Origin of the sequence: Streptomyces sp. NRRL F-2664, assembly GCF_000719345.1 — a bacterium.
Classification (GTDB): domain Bacteria; phylum Actinomycetota; class Actinomycetes; order Streptomycetales; family Streptomycetaceae; genus Streptomyces.
In genome coordinates, this window is sequence record NZ_JOFX01000011.1 from 13,285 (window position 1) to 29,424 (window position 16,140).

Sequence of the window (16,140 nt, forward strand, 5' to 3'; positions counted from 1 at the left end):
CGGGTTCCTCACGGGCGTCGGGCTGGGTCGGTCGGAGCGGGGGCGGGAGGTCCGGGAGGCACGGGCGGCGTCGGCCGCAGCACGTGACCGGCGACGGCTGCGCAGCCGAGCAGGCCGGCCGCGGCGGCGGCGAGCGCCGGGCCGGTGCCCCAGAGGGTCCACGCGGCGCCGAAGGCCAGCGAGCAGCCGAAGCGGGCCAGCGCCTGGCCGGTGCCGACCAGGGCCAGGCCGGTGGCCCGCAGCGATTCCGGGACGGTGGCCGCGACGGCGGCGGGCAGCACCCCGTCGGTGGCGGCGTAGAACATGCCGTGCAGGGCGAGGACGAGGTGGGGCAGCGCCCGCAGGTCGGGGGCCCACAGCAGCAGCGCGTAGGCGGCGAGCAGGAGGGCGTGGCCGGCCAGGAAGACGGTGCGTCGCCCGATCCGGTCGGCGAGGGCGCCGGCCGGCACGGCCAGCAGCAGGAACACGGCGGCGGTCCCCAGGGGCAGGAGCGGGAACCACTGGTCGTCCAGCCCGGCCCGGCGCTGGAGCAGCAGGTAGACGAAGGCGTCGCTGACGGTGGTGAGGCCGAGCAGGACCGCGCAGAGCGCCAGGGCGCGCAGCCGCGGCAGGCGCAGCAGGTTCGCCGCGTCGCGCAGCCGTACGGGGTGCGGGCGCGCGGGTGCGGGCGGCGCGGTGACGGCCGCGCGGGGGCGGGGCGCGGTGGCGCCGGAGGGGACGAACAGCATGAGGACGACGACGCCGAGGGCGGCGACGCAGGCGCTGACGCCGAAGACGGCGTCGTAGCCGTCGGCGGCCACGCCCAGGATGAGGAAGGCGGCGAGCGGGCCGAGCAGCGCCCCGGTGGTGTCCATGGCCCGGTGCACGCCGAAGGCCCGCCCCTGTAACGCGTCCGGTGTGGAGAGGGAGATCAGCGCATCGCGCGGGGCGGTGCGCAGCCCCTTGCCGGTGCGTTCGAGCGCGAGGACCACGCTGATCGGGCCCAGGCTGTGGGCGATCAGCAGCAGGGGTTTGCACAGGGCGGACAAGCCGTAGCCGATGCCGGCGACCAGCTTGTGGTTGCGGACCCGGTCGGCGAGGTGGCCGCCGGTGAGCTGCACCAGGGCGCTGACGCCGTTGTAGACGCCGTCGAGGGCGCCGAAGCCGAGCGGGCTCAGCCCCAGTCCGGCGATCAGGTAGAGCGGCAGGACGGCGGTGACCATCTCGGAGGAGACGTCGGTGACCAGGCTGACCGTGCCGAGGGCGAGGACGGTCGGGGCGACCGCCGTCGCCCTGCCGGATCGCCGGTCCGCCGCGGTCTTCGCGCCCGCGGGCGCGGAGCGGTCCGCGAGGTACATGCTCGTCAGCCCCCCGTGCAGACGGTCCGAGTCGTTCGGACGTGCGAGTCGAACCCGAACCCTAGTGCTTGTACGGTCCAACTGCGGTGCGTACGGCGCGATTCGGCGGTCCCGACCGTCGCGTCACTGCCTGCTGCTCTCGTCCCGCAGCCAGGTGGAGAAGTCCTGGTCGCGGATGGCCCTGCGGGAGCCGCGACGGGCGGCGAGCGCGGCCGCCGCGAACACCGCGACGTCGGGTGCCAGCGCCGGCCGGGCCCGCAGCAGGGCGCGGAGGTCGGACGCTGCGGTGCGTGCCGAGGGAGCGGCTCCCGCCCCGGCCTCCCGCGCGGCCTGGAAGCGCTCGAACTCGGCGGAGGAGGTCGCCGCGCGGACCTTGCGCCGGATCAGGTCGGCCCAGGTGCGCGGCGGGCGTACGACGACCCGGGCCGCACCGACCACCCGCCGCTCCCCCGGCCCGAAGGCGAGGGACGCGGCCAGGTCGTCGGCCATCAGCGGGGGCAGCGCGGCGATCCGCCGGTGCCCCTGCTCCGTCACGGCGATGACGCCCCGGCCGAACAGGCCCTCCCGGACGGCCGGGAGGAGCTGCCAGACCCGGTAGTAGGCCCGTACCGGCCAGGAGCACCCGGTGAGCGGCACGTCCCGGCCGGGGGCGGCGGCGAGCAGGGCCGGGTCCCCGGCGAGCGCGCCCGTCAGGGCCCGTACGTCGGCGGCGCCGACGACGACGTCGGCGTCGACGTACAGCCGGGGGAAGCCGCGCGCGTGCTCGTCCCCGACCCGGAGCGCCGTGTGTTTGGACGGGGTCGGGATCTCCACGACGCGCACGCGGTCGCCGTGTGCGGCCGCGATCCGGGCGGTGTCGTCGGTGCAGCCGTTGCAGACCACGACGATGTCGGGTCCGCAGGACGAGGTGTCCGCCAGGAGCGCGTCGAGGAGCCGGCCGATGACCCGGCCCTCGTTGTGGGCCGGTATCACGATGCTGGTCACCCGGGCAGTATGCATGCTCCTGCGCCCGCTCCCGGCGATTCCGCCAACTCTGCCCGGGCGTGGGCCCGGTGGACTAGATTGAGCGGCGCCGACCGGATTGGGCGCGCTCCGTGCGCGGCCGGCATGGGTCCGGAATCGGCAAGGGTGGTACGGGTTCGGCTGCTTGTGGGGAACGGGCGGTCGGGCCGGGGGGCGGCATACGCGATTCACGCAGGACACTGGTTGTGGGGGGCCACCACCGTCGAGCAGGTCACGCACGGCACGCGCAGGCGTCCGGCGTGCCCTCGGCGACGGCGTTTCCCCCTCCGCCGCACGCGTCCCGGCCCCGGGTTGTCGACACGCCGGTCGGCGTGCGCGGAAGGAAGGGAACGCTGTGAAGGACACCTCCAAGGACGGCGCGCAGAGTGCCGCCCCGACCGTCGGGCCAGGCGCGGGGATCCCCGGCCGGGGCTCCGCGGCTCCGCTGGGGATCGCGGTGGTCGGTGCGGGCTACTGGGGCCCCCATCTGGTCCGCAATTTCCAGTCCAGCCCGCAGTACCGGCTGCGGTGGCTCTGCGACCTGGACGTCGACCGGGCCCGTCAGGTGCTCGGCAGGTACTCCACGGTGCAGCCGACCGCGGACTACGCGGCGGTCCTCGCCGATCCGTCCGTCCAGGCGGTGGCGGTGGCCACACCCGCCGGGACGCACCTGGACGTCGCGATGGCCGCCCTGCGGGCCGGCAAGCACGTCCTCGTCGAGAAGCCGCTCGCGGCCACGTACGAGGACGGGAAGCGCCTGGTGGCGGAGGCCGAGAAGCGCGGCCTCACCCTGATGTGCGACCACACCTACTGCTACACGCCGGCGGTGCGCCGGATCCGGGAGATGGTCCGCTCCGGCGAGCTGGGCGAGATCCACTTCGTCGACTCCGTACGCATCAACCTCGGGCTGGTCCAGAAGGACGTGGACGTCCTGTGGGACCTGGCCCCCCACGACCTGTCGGTCCTCGACTTCATCCTCCCCGACCACGTGCAGCCGGTGGCCGTCGCCACGACCGGCGCCGACCCGATCGGTGCCGGGCAGTCCTGCGTGGCCTATCTGACCCTCCAGCTGAGCACGGGCGCCATCGCGCACGTGCACGTCAACTGGCTGTCCCCGACCAAGGTGCGCACCACCATGGTCGGCGGCTCCAAGCGCACCCTGGTCTGGGACGACCTCAACCCCACGCAGCGCGTCTCGGTCTTCGACCGCGGCGTGGAGCTGAGCACCCCGCAGGAGATCGGCGCCGACGAGCGACGCGACATGCTGGTCTCCTACCGGAGCGGCGACATGGTGGCGCCCGCGATCGGCGAGAAGGAGGCGCTGCGCAGCATGGTCGAGGAGTTCGCCGACGCCGTCAGGACGGGTCGGCCGGCGCTGACCGACGGCCGGGCGGGCCTGAAGGTGCTGGACATCCTCGAAGCGGCTTCCCGGAGCCTGGAATTCCGCGGCGCGGTCGTCGGACTGCGCACCGGGCTCTGACGTACGCGTCCCCTGCGGATCCGCGGTGGATCCGCAGCGGATCCCCCACGGGCCCTACCGGCCCGTGGACACACGCAAGACCACGACCTACTCGGTGGGAGCGGCGTTGAGCAGCAGCGTACGAGGCAAGAGGATTCTGGTCACCGGCGGAGCGGGCACCATCGGCTCGCACGTGGTGGACCAGCTGGTGGACAACGGGGCACGCGAGATCGTGGTGCTCGACAACTTCGTGCGGGGGCGGACCGCCAACCTGGCCCGTGCCCTGCCCAGCGGCGTCGTCGAGGTCGTCGAGGGCGACATCCGCGACGTGGCGGCGGTGCGGAAGGTGACGGAGGGCGCCGACCTGGTCTTCCACCTCGCAGCCATCCGGATCACCCAGTGCGCGCAGGAGCCGCGGCTGGCGAACGAGGTGATGGTGGACGGCACGTTCAACGTGCTGGAGGCGGCGGCCGCCGCCGGGGTGGGCAAGGTGATCGCCTCGTCCTCGGCCTCGGTCTACGGGCAGGCCGAGGAGTTCCCGACGGCCGAGAGCCACCACCCCTACCGCAACGACACGTTCTACGGCGCGGCGAAGGCCTTCAACGAGGGCATGCTGCGCAGCTTCCACGCGATGTACGGGCTGGACTACGTGGCGCTGCGCTACTTCAACGTGTACGGGCCGCGGATGGACATCCACGGCCTCTACACCGAGGTGCTCATCCGCTGGATGGAGCGCATAGCCGCGGGCGAGCCGCCGCTGATCCTCGGCGACGGCCTGCAGACGATGGACTTCGTCGACGTGCGCGACATCGCCCGCGCCAACCTGCTGGCCGCCGAGTCGGACCTGACCGACGAGGTGTTCAACGTCGCGAGCGGCTCCGAGACGAGCCTGCTGGAGCTGGCGAGCGGTCTGCTGGAGGCGATGGGCGCGGACGGCCTGGTCCCCGAGCACGGCCCGGCCCGCGCCGTGAACGGCGTGACCCGCCGCCTCGCGGACACCGCGCGGGCGTCTGAGCGGCTCGGCTTCACGGCCGGGATCGACCTGCGCACGGGCCTGCGGGACCTGGTGGACTGGTGGCGGGCCGAGCGCACCGCCGACGCCGCCGCGGAGGACGCCCGGTGAGCGCCCCCGGCACGGCGGCCGCCGGGACCGCCCCGGCCCGGATCCCCGTGATGGTGCCCTGGCTGGGCGAGGAGGAGGCGAGGGCCGCAGCCGACGCGGTGCTCTCCGGCTGGGTGGCCCAGGGCCCCCGGGTCGCCGCGTTCGAACGGGCCTTCGCGGAGCGGGTGGGCGCCGAGCACGGCATCGCCGTGAGCTCCTGCACCGCCGCCCTGCACCTGGCGCTCGTCGCGCTGGACCTCGGCCCGGGCGACGAGGTGGTCGTCCCCTCCCTGTCCTTCATCGCCACCGCCAACGCCGTGCGCCACGCGGGCGCGCACCCGGTGTTCGCCGACGTCGAGGAGGCCACCGGCAATCTGACCCCGGGCACCGTGGACGCGGTCCGCACCTCCCGTACGAAGGCGGTGCTCGCCGTCCACCAGGGCGGGGTGCCCGCGGACGTGCACGCGCTGCGGGCGGCCTGCGCCGGGTGGGACGTCGCACTGGTGGAGGACGCCGCCTGCGGCATCGGCGCGACCGTCGGCGGGAAGTCCGTCGGCCACGGGGCGCTCCTCGCCGCCTGGTCCTTCCACCCCCGCAAGGTCATCACCACGGGCGAGGGCGGCATGGTGACCACCGACGACGCGCGGTGGGCGGAGCGCCTGCGCCGGCTGCGCGAGCACGGCATGAACGTGTCCGCCGCGCAGCGCCACGCGAGCAGCAGACCGATCGTCGAGCGCTATCTGGAGGTCGGCCACAACTACCGGATGACCGACATCCAGGCCGCGGTCGGCCTGGTGCAGCTCGGCAGGCTGGACGAGATCGTCGCCCGGCGGCGTGCGCTCGCCGCCCGGTACGCGGAGCTGCTGCGGGAGGTCCCCGGCGTGCGCCCGGTCCGCGATCCGGCCCACGGGCAGGGCAACTTCCAGTCGTACTGGGTGCTGCTGGCCGAGGATTTCCCCGTGGGCCGCGACGAGTTGCTCGCGGTGCTCTCCGAGGCGGGGATCTCCGCCCGGCGGGGGATCATGGCCTGCCACCTGGAGCCGGCGTACGAGGGCCACGGGGCGGCCGCGCTGCCGGTGACCGAGCGGATCAGCCGCGACTCCCTGATCCTGCCCCTGTTCCACACGATGACCGCAGCCCAGCAGGAACGCGTGGTGGCGGTGCTGCGGGAGCAGGCGGGCGGATGAGCGGGCGGGCGACCGAGGACCTGCTGATCGTCGGCGCCGGCGGGTTCGCGCGGGAGGCCGCGCAGGCCGTACGGGACGCCGGCGCCGCCGACGCGGCGCGCGGCCGTCCTGCGCGGTGGCGGCTGGCCGGGCACCTCGACGACGATCCGGTGCTGCACGGCGCCGAGGTCGACGGGGTCCCGGTGCTGGGCGGCTGCGGGCTGGTGCACGAGCTGCCGGCCGCCCGGGTGGTGGTGTGCGTGGGCAGTCCGCGCGACTACGCGGTCCGGGCCCGCCTGGTGCGGCGCCTGGAACTGCCGGCGGACCGGTACGCGACGGTGGTGCACCCCGCGGCGGCGGTGTCGGCCTCGTCGGTGGTCGGGCCGGGCTCGGTGCTGCTCGCGCACTGCGTCCTGACGGCCGCCGTCCGGGTCGGATCCCACGTGGCGGTCATGCCGCAGGTGGTGCTCACACACGACGACACCGTCGGGGACTTCGCCACGCTCGCGTCGGGCGTCCGTCTGGGCGGCGGGGTGCGGGTGGGGTGCGGCGCGTACGTGGGGGCGGGGGCGCTGGTGCGGGAGGGCGCCGCGATCGGCGCCTGGTCGCTGACCGGCATGGGCAGCACCGTCCTCGCCGACGTCCCCGCCGGGCAGGTGTGGGCCGGCAGCCCGGCCCGCCTCCTGCGGCCCGCGGGGGCCGCGGCCCTCGCGGAACTGGCCCGCGCGGCGGGTCCGCCGGGCGGGGCCGCCGCGGACGGGCCCGAGCAGGAGGCGCCGGGGCGCGCCCCGGCAGCGGCGCACGGCAGGCAGGAGGGCGCCGGCCCGAGCGGCCCGCGGCCCCGGACACGGATGGAGAGTCCCGTCGTATGAACCAGATACCGCTCGTCGACCTGAAGGCCGCGCACGCCGAGGTCGCCGAGGAAGTGAGGGCCGGCTTCGACCGGGTGCTCGCCGACACGGCATTCGTCGGCGGTGCCGAGGTCCGCGCCTTCGAGGGCGAGTACGCCGCCTTCGCCGGGGTGCGGCACTGCGTGGGGGTGGCCAACGGCACCGACGCCCTCGAACTGGCGCTGCGCGCGAGCGGGGTCGGGGTCGGTGACGAGGTGGTCGTGCCCGCCAACACCTTCATCGCCACCGCGGGTGCCGTGGCCCGCATCGGCGCCCGGCCGGTGCTCGTCGACTGCCTGCCCGACACCCTGCTGATGGATCCGCAGGCGGCGCTGGACGCGGTCGGGCCGGCCACCCGCGCGGTGGTGCCCGTCCACCTGTACGGGCAGTGCGCGGCCGCCGCCGAGCTGGCGGACCGGCTCCCGGCGCACGTGAAGGTCGTCGAGGACGCGGCCCAGAGCCAGGGGGCGACGCGGGACGGCCGCTCCCCCGGCGGCGGCATCGCCGCGACCAGCTTCTACCCGGGCAAGAACCTGGGTGCCTACGGCGACGCGGGCGCGGTGGTGACCGACGACCAGGAGAGCGCCGACCTGGTGCGGGCGCTCGCCAACCACGGCGGCGTCGCCAAGTACCGCCACGACGTGGCCGGCTTCAACAGCCGGTTGGACGGTCTGCAGGCCGTGGTCCTGCGGGCGAAGCTGGCCCGGCTGGCGCAGGGCAACGCCGCCCGCCGGGCGGCCGCCGCCCGCTACGACGCCCTGCTGGGCGACCTCGCCGCCGCCGGCCGGGTCACCCTGCCGGTCACCGCGGAGGGCAACGTCCACGTCTGGCACCTGTACGTCGTACGGGTCTGCGGCGCCGACCGCGACACCGTCGTCGGCAAGCTCAACGCCGAGGGGATCGGCGCGGGCGTGCACTACCCGGCCCCCGTCCACCTCACCCCGGCCTTCGCGCACCTCGGCCACGGGCGCGGGGACTTCCCCCACGCCGAGCGGGCCGCGGACCTGATGCTCTCCCTCCCCCTCTTCCCGCAGATCACCGCCGCCCAGCAGCAGCGGGTCGTGGACGCGTTCTGCGGCGCCCTGCGCTGACCACGTGCCGACGTACTCAATGAGGTCCACATGAACAGACGGACACAGTTGCTCCGTTACGGTCTCTTCACCGTGGTGGCGGCCCTGATGGCCACGGTCCTGCCGCCGGCCTCCGTGGCCGCCGCGGCCGATCCCTGCGGTCCCGCCGCGAACGACATCGTCTGCGAGAACTCCAAGCCGGGCACCCCCATGGAGGAGTGGTTCGCGCCGAGCGCGTACGGCGACATCAAGGGCTTCCCGGCCCGGGAAAGCGTGCAGGCCGGCGACACCTTGCAGTTCAAGGTCCAGTCGCCGACGCCGTACAAGGTGTCGGTGTACCGCCTGGGCCACTACGGGGGCGCCGGGGCTCGGCTGGTGTCGAGCCCGGCCCAGGCCGCACAGACGTACCCGGCGAACGTCGCGCCCGGAGGGAGCCCGGCGGCCTGCGCCACGAAGCCCTCCACGGGCCTGGTCGACTGCGGCAACTGGCCCACCACCGCGACGTGGACCGTGCCGGCGGACGCCGTCTCGGGCCTCTACATCGCCAACTTCGACCAGGCGGACGGCAACGGCGTGATGCCGTACCCGTTCGTCGTCCGCAAGGACTCCGGCCAGTCCGACATCGTCGTGCAGACCAGTGACCAGACGTGGCAGGCGTACAACAACTACGGCGGCCAGGACCTGTACGACGGCGGCGGGCCGGCGCCCGACGGGCGCGCCTACGAGGTGAGTTACAACCGGCCCATGGACATCGGCGGGGACAACGGGATCTACGGCTCCGAGTTCCAGATGGTCGCGTGGCTGGAGCGCAACGGCTACGACGTGAGCTACATCTCCGGGATCGACATGTCGGTGCGCGGCGCGACCCTGCTGCCCCGGCACAAGGTGTTCATGTCCTCCGGGCACGACGAGTACTGGACGCAGGAGCAGTTCACCAACGCGCTGAACGCGCGCCGCGCCGGGCAGCACCAGACGTACTTCAGCGGCAACGAGGTCTTCTGGAAGACCCGGCTCGCCCCGAGCATCGACGGGACGAACACCCCCGACCGGACGCTGGTGTCGTACAAGGAGACCAAGCTGTCCTTCCCGCAGCCGAACGGCGTGCCCGACCCGAGCGGGATCTGGACGGGCACCTTCATGGACCCGGCCAGTGCCACCGGCGGCCGGCCCTTCCAGCCGCAGAACCAGCTGACGGGCTCCTTGTTCAGCGTCAACGGCTACCGCAGCGACGCGATCACGGTGCCGGGCACCTTCGCCAAGCAGCGCCTGTGGCGCAACACCTCCGTCGCGAACCTCACCCTCTCGCAGACCGCCACGTTCCCGCAGGGAACGCTGGGCTACGAGTGGGACAGCGACGTGGAGAACGCCAGCCGTCCGGCCGGGCAGATCCGGATGTCCTCCACGACGGTCGACATCGAGGACGGCAAGCTCCTGAAGGACTACGGCAACACCTACGGCAACGGCACCGCGACGCACAGCCTGGTGGCGTTCCGCGACCAGACCTCGAACGCGCTGGTGTTCGGCGCGGGCACGGTGCAGTGGTCCTGGGGCCTGACCAACATGCCCACCTCCCGCCCCGACGACACCGTGGTCACCGCCGACAAGCGGATGCAGCAGGCGACGGTGAACGTCTTCGCCGACATGGGCGTGCAGCCCCGGTCCCTGCAGAGCGACCTGGTCCTCTCCACCGCCTCCACGGACACCGTGGGCCCCAGCACCACCGTGACCGGCCCGGCGGCGCATGCCACCGTGCCGGCGCTGCGTCCCGTGACCGTCACCGGGACGGCGACCGACACCGGCGGCGGCGTGGTGGCCCGGGTCGAGGTGTCCACCGACGGCGGCGCCACCTGGCAGGCGGCCTCGGGCCTGGCGAACTGGAGCCACACGTGGACCCCGACCGCGCCCGGTCCCGTGCAGATCAAGGCGCGCGCGGTCGACGACAGCGTCAACATCGGTGCGACGACCACGGTCCCGCTGACCGTCGGGCCCCAGCAGTGCCCGTGCACCGTGTGGCCCGCCGCGGCCGTGCCGGGCACCGTCAACGCCGGTGACGGCAGCGCCGTCGAACTCGGCGTGAAGATCCGCTCCTCGGTGGCCGGCTCGATCACCGCCGTCCGCTTCTACAAGTCCCCGGCCAACACCGGGACCCACACCGGCAGCCTGTGGAGCAGCACCGGCCAGCGCCTGGCCACCGGCACCTTCACCGACGAGACGGCGTCCGGCTGGCAGCAGCTGAACTTCTCCAGCCCGGTCCCGATCAAACCCAACACCACCTACATCGCCTCCTACTTCGCCCCGAACGGGGGCTACTCCTTCGACAACACCTTCGCCGCCGCCCAGGCGGGCCTGGCCCCGCTCACGGCCCTGAAGAGCGGCACCGACGGCGGCAACGGCGTCTACCGCTACAGCGGCACGGGCGGATTCCCGAACAAGGCCGCGTCCGGCAGCAACTACTGGGTGGACGCGGTGCTGGACACCTCCGGTGCCAGTACGACGCCGCCCACCGTCACCGGGACCACCCCGCAGTCCGCCGCGACCGGCACCTCGATCACGGCGGCGGTGACGGCCACCTTCAGCACGGCCGTCGACGCGGAGACGCTCACCTTCACCCTGAAGGACGCGGGCGGCGCCACCGTCCCCGGCACCAAGGTCCTCGGTGCCTCCAACAGCGCGACCTTCACCCCGTCCTCCGAGCTGGCCCTGAACGCCACGTACACGGCGTCCGTGCAGGTCTCCGACCTGTGGGGCAACGCCATGAGCGCGCCCGTGTCGTGGACCTTCACGACCAGTGCCAGTCCACCCGCGGTGAACTGCCCGTGCACCCTGTGGAGCGGCACGGCCACGCCGAGCACGGCCGCCGTGCGCGGTGACACCAACTCGGTGGAGCTCGGCACCCGCTTCCAGTCTGCGGTCAACGGCTACATCACCGGTGTCACCTTCTACAAGGGGCCCGGCAACACCGGCACCCACACGGGCAGCCTGTGGTCCGCCTCGGGCGCGCTGCTGGCCACCGGCACCTTCGGCAGCGAGACCCTGTCCGGCTGGCAGCAGCTGACGTTCGCGACGCCCGTGCCCATCACCGCGGGCACCACGTACGTGGCCTCCTACCACGCGCCGAACGGCACCTACGCGGTGGACGGCGGCTACTTCTCCGCAGCCCACCGCTCCTACCCGCTGGTGGCGCCCGCCGACGGGCCCGGGAGTGCCAACGGCGTCTACAAGTACGGTTCCGCGACGGTCTTCCCGTCCCACACCTACGGTTCCGTGAACTACTGGGTCGGGCCGGTCTTCACCACGACGCCGCCGATCGCCGCGCAGGCGGGCGACGGTTCGACGGAGGTGTCCGGCCGGTGAGCACGGTCAGCGTGGTGATCCCCTGCTACCGGTACGGCCACTTCCTGGCCGACTGCGTCAAGAGCGTCCTGGACGAGCAGGAGGGCGTCGACGTCCGGGTCCTGATCATCGACGACGCCTCGCCCGACGACTCCGCGGACGTGGCGCGCGCGCTGGCGGCGGCCGACCCGCGGATCGAGGTGCGCGTCCACGAGCGCAACCGGGGGCACATCGCGACCTACAACGAGGGACTGCTGGAGTGGGCCGACGGGGACTACGTCGCCCTGCTCTCCGCCGACGACCGGCTGGTGCCGGGCGCCCTGGTGCGCGCGGCGGCCCTGCTCGACGCACACCCGGAGGCGGGTTTCGCGTACGGCAGGCCGCTGCGGTTCCGGCACGGCGGCCCGCTCCCGGCGGCCCGTACCCGCTCCACGGGTTCGGTGGTCTATCCGGGACGGTGGTGGCTGGAGCGGCGGTTCCGGGAGGGCACCGGCTGCATCACCTCGCCCGAGGTGGTCGTCCGTACCGGCCTCCAGCGCAAGGTCGGCGGCTACGATCCGCAGCTGCCGCACGCCGGTGACATCGAGATGTGGATGCGGCTCGCGGCGCACGCCGACGTGGGCTACGTCCGCGGGGCCGACCAGGCCTTCTACCGCGTCCACGGGGACAACATGTCCACCACGGACTTCGGCGGGCAGCTGGACGACCTGCGCCAGCGCCTGGTCGCCTTCGACTCGGTGCTCGACAAGTGCGGCGGCCTGCTCCCGGACTCCGGCCGGCTGGCGGTCGCGGCGCGCACCCGGCTCGCCCGGTACGCTCTGCGGCGCGCCTACCGGGCGTACGACCGCGGGCGGACCGCGGTGGTGCCGGTCGACGAACTGGTGGAGTTCGCCGCGCAGTGCCTGCCGGGCGGCCACACGGCGCTGGCCGAGTACCGGGCGCTCCAGCGGCGCCGGCGGATCGGGCCGCGCGTGATGCCCTACCTTCAGCCGCTGGTGCTGTCGGCCGTCGCCGACCGGGGGCGCGAGTGGCTGTGGTGGCGGTCCTGGAAGCGCCGAGGGATCTGATGTCCCGTCTCCGCCGCTTCCGCCGGCGGGTCCTGCGGACCGGTGCCGGCGCTCCGGCGCCGGTTCCGTCGCGTCAGCAGCCGGTCGGTCCACAGGGCCGCCGCGACGGCGACGACGACGGCCGTCAGGGCCACGCCGGCCAGGGCGCGCACCCGGTCGCCGGTCCGTGCCACGGCGTGCGGCTGCACCAGCAGGTCCGCGCTCATCCGGGCCTCGTCCGGGATGCCCTGCCGGGTCTGGAGGTCGGTGAGGTGTCGCGTGTAGATCTCGATGATCTTCCGTACGGAGGCGTCGGCCACGTCCGGGTCGGCGTGCTCGACCTGGATCTGGAGCGAGGGGATCAGATGGCGGGGGGTGACGCTGGTGCCGCTGTTGCGCGGTGTCATCCGGTAGCTGCCGGCGACGCCCGCCGCGTGCAGTTCGGCCGCTCCCGCGGGCGATTCCAGCTGCTGCACGACCGCGTAGGAGACCGCGGCGAGCGGCGGCTGGAGGTTGGCGAGCTGGTTGGGCTGCCGGCTGGTCACCGGCGGCTTGAGCACCACGATGGCGGAGCTGAGGTGGACCGGCTGGGGCCGCAGCACCGCCGCCGCCGCTGCGGTCGCGAGCAGCACCGCCACGACCAAGACGTACCAGCGCCGGCGCAGCGCTCGGACCCACTCACCAGGCGACACGGGGCTCCTTTCGTCCAGGTCCGATCCTTGCAGGACCCGAGGGGGTCCGCCATCGATTCCGGGACCCGGCAGGGGTGTTCATGAGCCTTCGCGACATGGGCGCGGTGCTGCGCCGGCGCTGGTACGTGATGGTGCCGGCGGTCCTGCTCAGCCTGCTGGCGGCGCTGCACCTGTACCGGTCGGTGCCGGTGGCCTACCAGTCGCAGAGTTCGGTGGCGCTGCTGGACTCCTCCGCGGCGGCCAAGCTGCCGCCCGCCTTCGGCAATCCGATCTCCAACGCGGGCGGCGCCCTCGTGGTGACCGCGGACGTGCTGATCAGGACGCTGTCGGGGGCGGACGCCGCCCGCGAGCTGCACAGCCGGGGCGTGACCGACCCCTACACGGTCGGGTTCGCCGCGAACGCCTCGGGCCCGCTGCTCACGCTGACGGTCACGGGTACCGACCGGCAGCGGGTGCTGGAGGAGACGAACACACTGACCGCCTTCGCGGGGGAGCAGCTGGACGCCCTGCAGGCGGCGGCCGAGGTGCAGCCGGCGTACATGGTGCAGACGGCGCCGGTGGTGCTGCCGCAGACCCCGGTGCCGCAGCTGAAGAGCCGTTACCAGCAGGTGCTGGGGGTCCTCATCCTGGGGGTCGGCGCCGGGTTCGTGCTGTCCTTCGTGCTGGACGCCGTGGCGGCGGTCCGGCGGCGCAGGCGGGAACGCGCCGCCGAGGCGGCCGGCCCGCCGGCGCGGGGTGCCCGCCGCACGTCCCGCGGCCGCCCTGTGGACGCCACCGCGCTGCTGACCGGGTACCTGGCGCTGGCCTTCTTCATCCCGTCGAACCTGACCCTGCCGGGGCTGGGCGGGGTGGGAACCCCGGCCAACGTGTTCGCCCTGCTGGCCCTGTTCTGGTATCTGGCGACCTGGCTCGCGGGCCGGATCCGGCCCGCGTCCGGGACCCGGCTGCCCCGGGTGGCGATGTGGCTGCTGGCGGTCTCCGTGCTGGCGTCCTACATCGCGAACGCGGGCCGCGGGAGCGTGCGCAAGGAGCTGCTCGGCGCGGACCGGGGCCTGATCGCCCTGTTGGTGTGGGTGTCGCTGGTGGTGCTGGTCACGGCGGGGATACACGACCGTGCGCGGCTGGACGTCCTGATGCGCCGGGCCGTGGTGATGGGATCGGTGGTGGCGGCCGTCGGGTTCTACGACTTCTTCACCGCGACGAACATCGCCGACAGCATCGGCATCCCGGGGCTGACGTCGGGCGTCCCGCAGATCACCACCCTGAACCGCGGGGCGTTCACCCGGCCCCGGTCCACGACCGCGCAGCCGCTGGAGTTCGGCGGGATGCTGGCGCTGCTGCTGCCCTTCGCCGTGCAGCAGGCCTTCGATCCCGTACGGAGCCGGGTGAAGGCCTGGCGCCGCTGGGGGCCGGTGGCGCTGATGGGCGGGGCGCTGCCGCTGACGGTGTCGCGCACCTCGATCATCGGGGCGCTGATCGTGGTCCTGGTGATGGTGCCGCGGTGGCAGCCGCAGCGGCGGTGGACCGCGATCGGGGTGCTCGCGGGCGCGGTCGCCTGTTTCAAGGTGGTCGTCCCGGGGCTGATCGGCACCATCACCGCGCTGTTCGCGTCGTTCCTGTCGAACTCCGACAGCAGCACCCAGGCCCGTACGGTCAAGTACAGCGCGATCGTGCCCTATCTGGACGAACGGCCGCTGTGCGGGCGGGGCCTGGGCACCTTCATCCCGGAGCTGTACTTCTTCACCGACAACCAGTACATGCTGACCCTCGCCGAGACGGGGCTGCTGGGGCTGATCGCGCTCCTGTTCCTCTTCCTCACCGGCATCCACCAGGGCGGGGCGATCCGCCGGCTGGCCGTCGGCGAGTCCGACCGGGAGCTGGGGCAGGCGTTCTTCGCCTCGGCCGCCGTCGCCCTGGTCGTCAGCGCCACCTTCGACGCACTCAGCTTCCCGATGTTCGCCGGGATGTTCTTCCTGACGATCGCCGCCGGAGGCAGTTACCTCGGCTTCGTCCGGCGCGCGGCGCCGAAGCCCCGACCCGTGGAGTCGCCATGTCCTCCTTCCGACCAGCGCCTGCCGTCCCCGGCCGCGGACCCCGCCCAGGCCCGGTAGCGGTCCTCGTCGTCACGTGGAACAGTGCGGGGGTCCTGCCGGGTTTCCTCGCCTCGCTGCCGCAGGGCATGGCCGGGCTCGACTGGCGTCTCGTCGTCGCCGACAACGACTCCGCCGACGACACGGTGGAGGTGGTCCGCTCGCTGGCCCCGGCCGCGACGGTCGTCTCCACCGGCCGCAACGCCGGGTACGCGGCCGGGGTGAACGCGGCGCTGGCGGCCGCGGCCGAGTGGGAGGGCGGCTTCCGGGCGGCGCTGGTGTGCAATCCGGACGTCCGGATGCGGCGGGGCTGCGCCCGGGCGCTCGTGGACGCGCTCGGGGCTGCGGGGCCCGGCGGCGGCCGGGTCGGGATCAGCGTTCCGCTGCTGTACGAGGAGGACGGCCGGACCCTCCTGCACTCGCTGCGCCGGGAGTCGAGCGTGACCCGGGCCCTGGGCGAGGCGGTGGTCGGCAACCGCCGGGCGGGGCGCTTCCCGCGCTGGAGCGAGCTGGTGACCGACCCGGCCGCGTACGCACGCGAGACGGTGGCGGACTGGGCGACGGGGGCGCTGATGGCCCTGTCCGGGGACTGCCTGGCCGCGTGCGGCCCCTGGGACGAGTCGTTCTTCCTGTACTCGGAGGAGACGGAGTACTGCCTGCGGGCCCGTGACCTCGGTTTCGTGACCCGTCTGGAGCCGGCGGCGTCGGCGACGCACCTCGGCGGGGACTCCCGGGTGTCGCCGCGGCTGTGGACGCTGCTGACACTGAACCGGGTGCGGCTCTACCGGCGCCGCCACGGCCTTGCGGCCACCACCGCGTTCCGGGCGGCGGTGCTGTTGCGGGAGTCCTCCCGCGCGGCACTGGGCCGTCCGGCGAGCCGGGCGGCCGCGCGCGCCCTGGCCGGCCGGGCGGCGCCGCACGGCGCCCCGTAGCCGGCCGACGTCACCGCTGCG

12 protein-coding genes are annotated in these 16,140 nt (G+C 74.0%); 9 read left to right on the top strand and 3 right to left on the bottom strand.

Annotated elements, in window-relative coordinates:
* Nucleotides 1-8 precede the first annotated feature (8 nt).
* Nucleotides 9-1,337, bottom strand: a complete 1,329-nt coding sequence (locus tag IF89_RS0113100) for an MFS transporter (protein ID WP_051807036.1) — start codon at nt 1,335-1,337, stop codon at nt 9-11.
* 123 nt (nt 1,338-1,460) lie between these two features.
* A complete protein-coding gene (locus IF89_RS0113105; RefSeq protein WP_043193852.1) occupies nt 1,461-2,321 on the bottom strand; it encodes a glycosyltransferase in 861 nt (286 codons plus the stop codon).
* Between the two features lie 373 nt (nt 2,322-2,694).
* Between IF89_RS0113105 and IF89_RS0113110 the strand changes: the two genes are divergently transcribed.
* From IF89_RS0113110 to IF89_RS0113140, 7 genes are all read left to right on the top strand, one after another.
* The gene (locus IF89_RS0113110; protein ID WP_234327745.1) at nt 2,695-3,819 is read left to right on the top strand and encodes a Gfo/Idh/MocA family protein; all 1,125 of its coding nucleotides are present in this window, start codon (nt 2,695-2,697) and stop codon (nt 3,817-3,819) included.
* A 64-nt stretch (nt 3,820-3,883) separates the two neighbouring features.
* Nucleotides 3,884-4,921 (top strand): SDR family NAD(P)-dependent oxidoreductase, encoded by a 1,038-nt coding sequence (locus IF89_RS0113115; protein ID WP_234327746.1) that lies wholly within the window; start codon nt 3,884-3,886, stop codon nt 4,919-4,921.
* On the top strand, nt 4,918-6,087 hold the full coding sequence (locus IF89_RS0113120; protein WP_234327747.1) for a DegT/DnrJ/EryC1/StrS family aminotransferase: 1,170 nt from the start codon (nt 4,918-4,920) through the stop codon (nt 6,085-6,087). Before IF89_RS0113115 ends, IF89_RS0113120 begins: the two co-directional genes overlap by 4 nt.
* Nucleotides 6,084-6,938 carry a NeuD/PglB/VioB family sugar acetyltransferase gene (locus IF89_RS0113125; protein ID WP_078628275.1) on the top strand — a complete coding sequence of 285 codons (855 nt, stop codon included), beginning with the start codon at nt 6,084-6,086 and terminating at the stop codon, nt 6,936-6,938. Before IF89_RS0113120 ends, IF89_RS0113125 begins: the two co-directional genes overlap by 4 nt.
* A complete protein-coding gene (locus tag IF89_RS0113130; protein ID WP_030765930.1) occupies nt 6,935-8,047 on the top strand; it encodes a DegT/DnrJ/EryC1/StrS family aminotransferase in 1,113 nt (370 codons plus the stop codon). The genes IF89_RS0113125 and IF89_RS0113130 overlap by 4 nt, the downstream gene beginning before the upstream one ends.
* Before the next feature lie 30 nt (nt 8,048-8,077).
* Nucleotides 8,078-11,380: a DUF4082 domain-containing protein gene (locus IF89_RS0113135; protein WP_051807037.1), complete on the top strand. Its 3,303-nt coding sequence runs from the start codon at nt 8,078-8,080 to the stop codon at nt 11,378-11,380.
* On the top strand, nt 11,377-12,426 hold the full coding sequence (locus tag IF89_RS0113140; RefSeq protein WP_030765933.1) for a glycosyltransferase: 1,050 nt from the start codon (nt 11,377-11,379) through the stop codon (nt 12,424-12,426). The genes IF89_RS0113135 and IF89_RS0113140 overlap by 4 nt, the downstream gene beginning before the upstream one ends.
* On the opposite strand, the gene IF89_RS0113145 is transcribed toward IF89_RS0113140, so the two are convergent.
* Nucleotides 12,345-13,097 carry a hypothetical protein gene (locus tag IF89_RS0113145; protein ID WP_063831288.1) on the bottom strand — a complete coding sequence of 251 codons (753 nt, stop codon included), beginning with the start codon at nt 13,095-13,097 and terminating at the stop codon, nt 12,345-12,347. The genes IF89_RS0113140 and IF89_RS0113145 overlap by 82 nt on opposite strands.
* An 80-nt stretch (nt 13,098-13,177) precedes the next feature.
* On the opposite strand from IF89_RS0113145, the gene IF89_RS0113150 reads away from it, so the two are divergent.
* Together IF89_RS0113150 and IF89_RS0113155 are read left to right on the top strand one after the other, a co-directional pair.
* Nucleotides 13,178-15,208: an O-antigen ligase family protein gene (locus tag IF89_RS0113150; RefSeq protein ID WP_030765941.1), complete on the top strand. Its 2,031-nt coding sequence runs from the start codon at nt 13,178-13,180 to the stop codon at nt 15,206-15,208.
* Nucleotides 15,148-16,119 (top strand): glycosyltransferase, encoded by a 972-nt coding sequence (locus IF89_RS0113155; RefSeq protein ID WP_051807038.1) that lies wholly within the window; start codon nt 15,148-15,150, stop codon nt 16,117-16,119. The genes IF89_RS0113150 and IF89_RS0113155 overlap by 61 nt, the downstream gene beginning before the upstream one ends.
* Nucleotides 16,120-16,140 lie beyond the last annotated feature (21 nt).

What these genes read in the sequence shown, in the direction of transcription:
- IF89_RS0113150 (WP_030765941.1), top strand. Translation starts at nt 13,178, where the DNA reads ATGAGCCTTCGCGACATGGGCGCGGTGCTGCGCCGGCGCTGGTACGTG.
- IF89_RS0113125 (WP_078628275.1), top strand. Translation starts at nt 6,084, where the DNA reads ATGAGCGGGCGGGCGACCGAGGACCTGCTGATCGTCGGCGCCGGCGGG.
- IF89_RS0113155 (WP_051807038.1), top strand. Translation starts at nt 15,148, where the DNA reads ATGTCCTCCTTCCGACCAGCGCCTGCCGTCCCCGGCCGCGGACCCCGC.
- IF89_RS0113100 (WP_051807036.1), bottom strand. Translation starts at nt 1,337, where the DNA reads ATGTACCTCGCGGACCGCTCCGCGCCCGCGGGCGCGAAGACCGCGGCG.
- IF89_RS0113135 (WP_051807037.1), top strand. Translation starts at nt 8,078, where the DNA reads ATGAACAGACGGACACAGTTGCTCCGTTACGGTCTCTTCACCGTGGTG.
- IF89_RS0113130 (WP_030765930.1), top strand. Translation starts at nt 6,935, where the DNA reads ATGAACCAGATACCGCTCGTCGACCTGAAGGCCGCGCACGCCGAGGTC.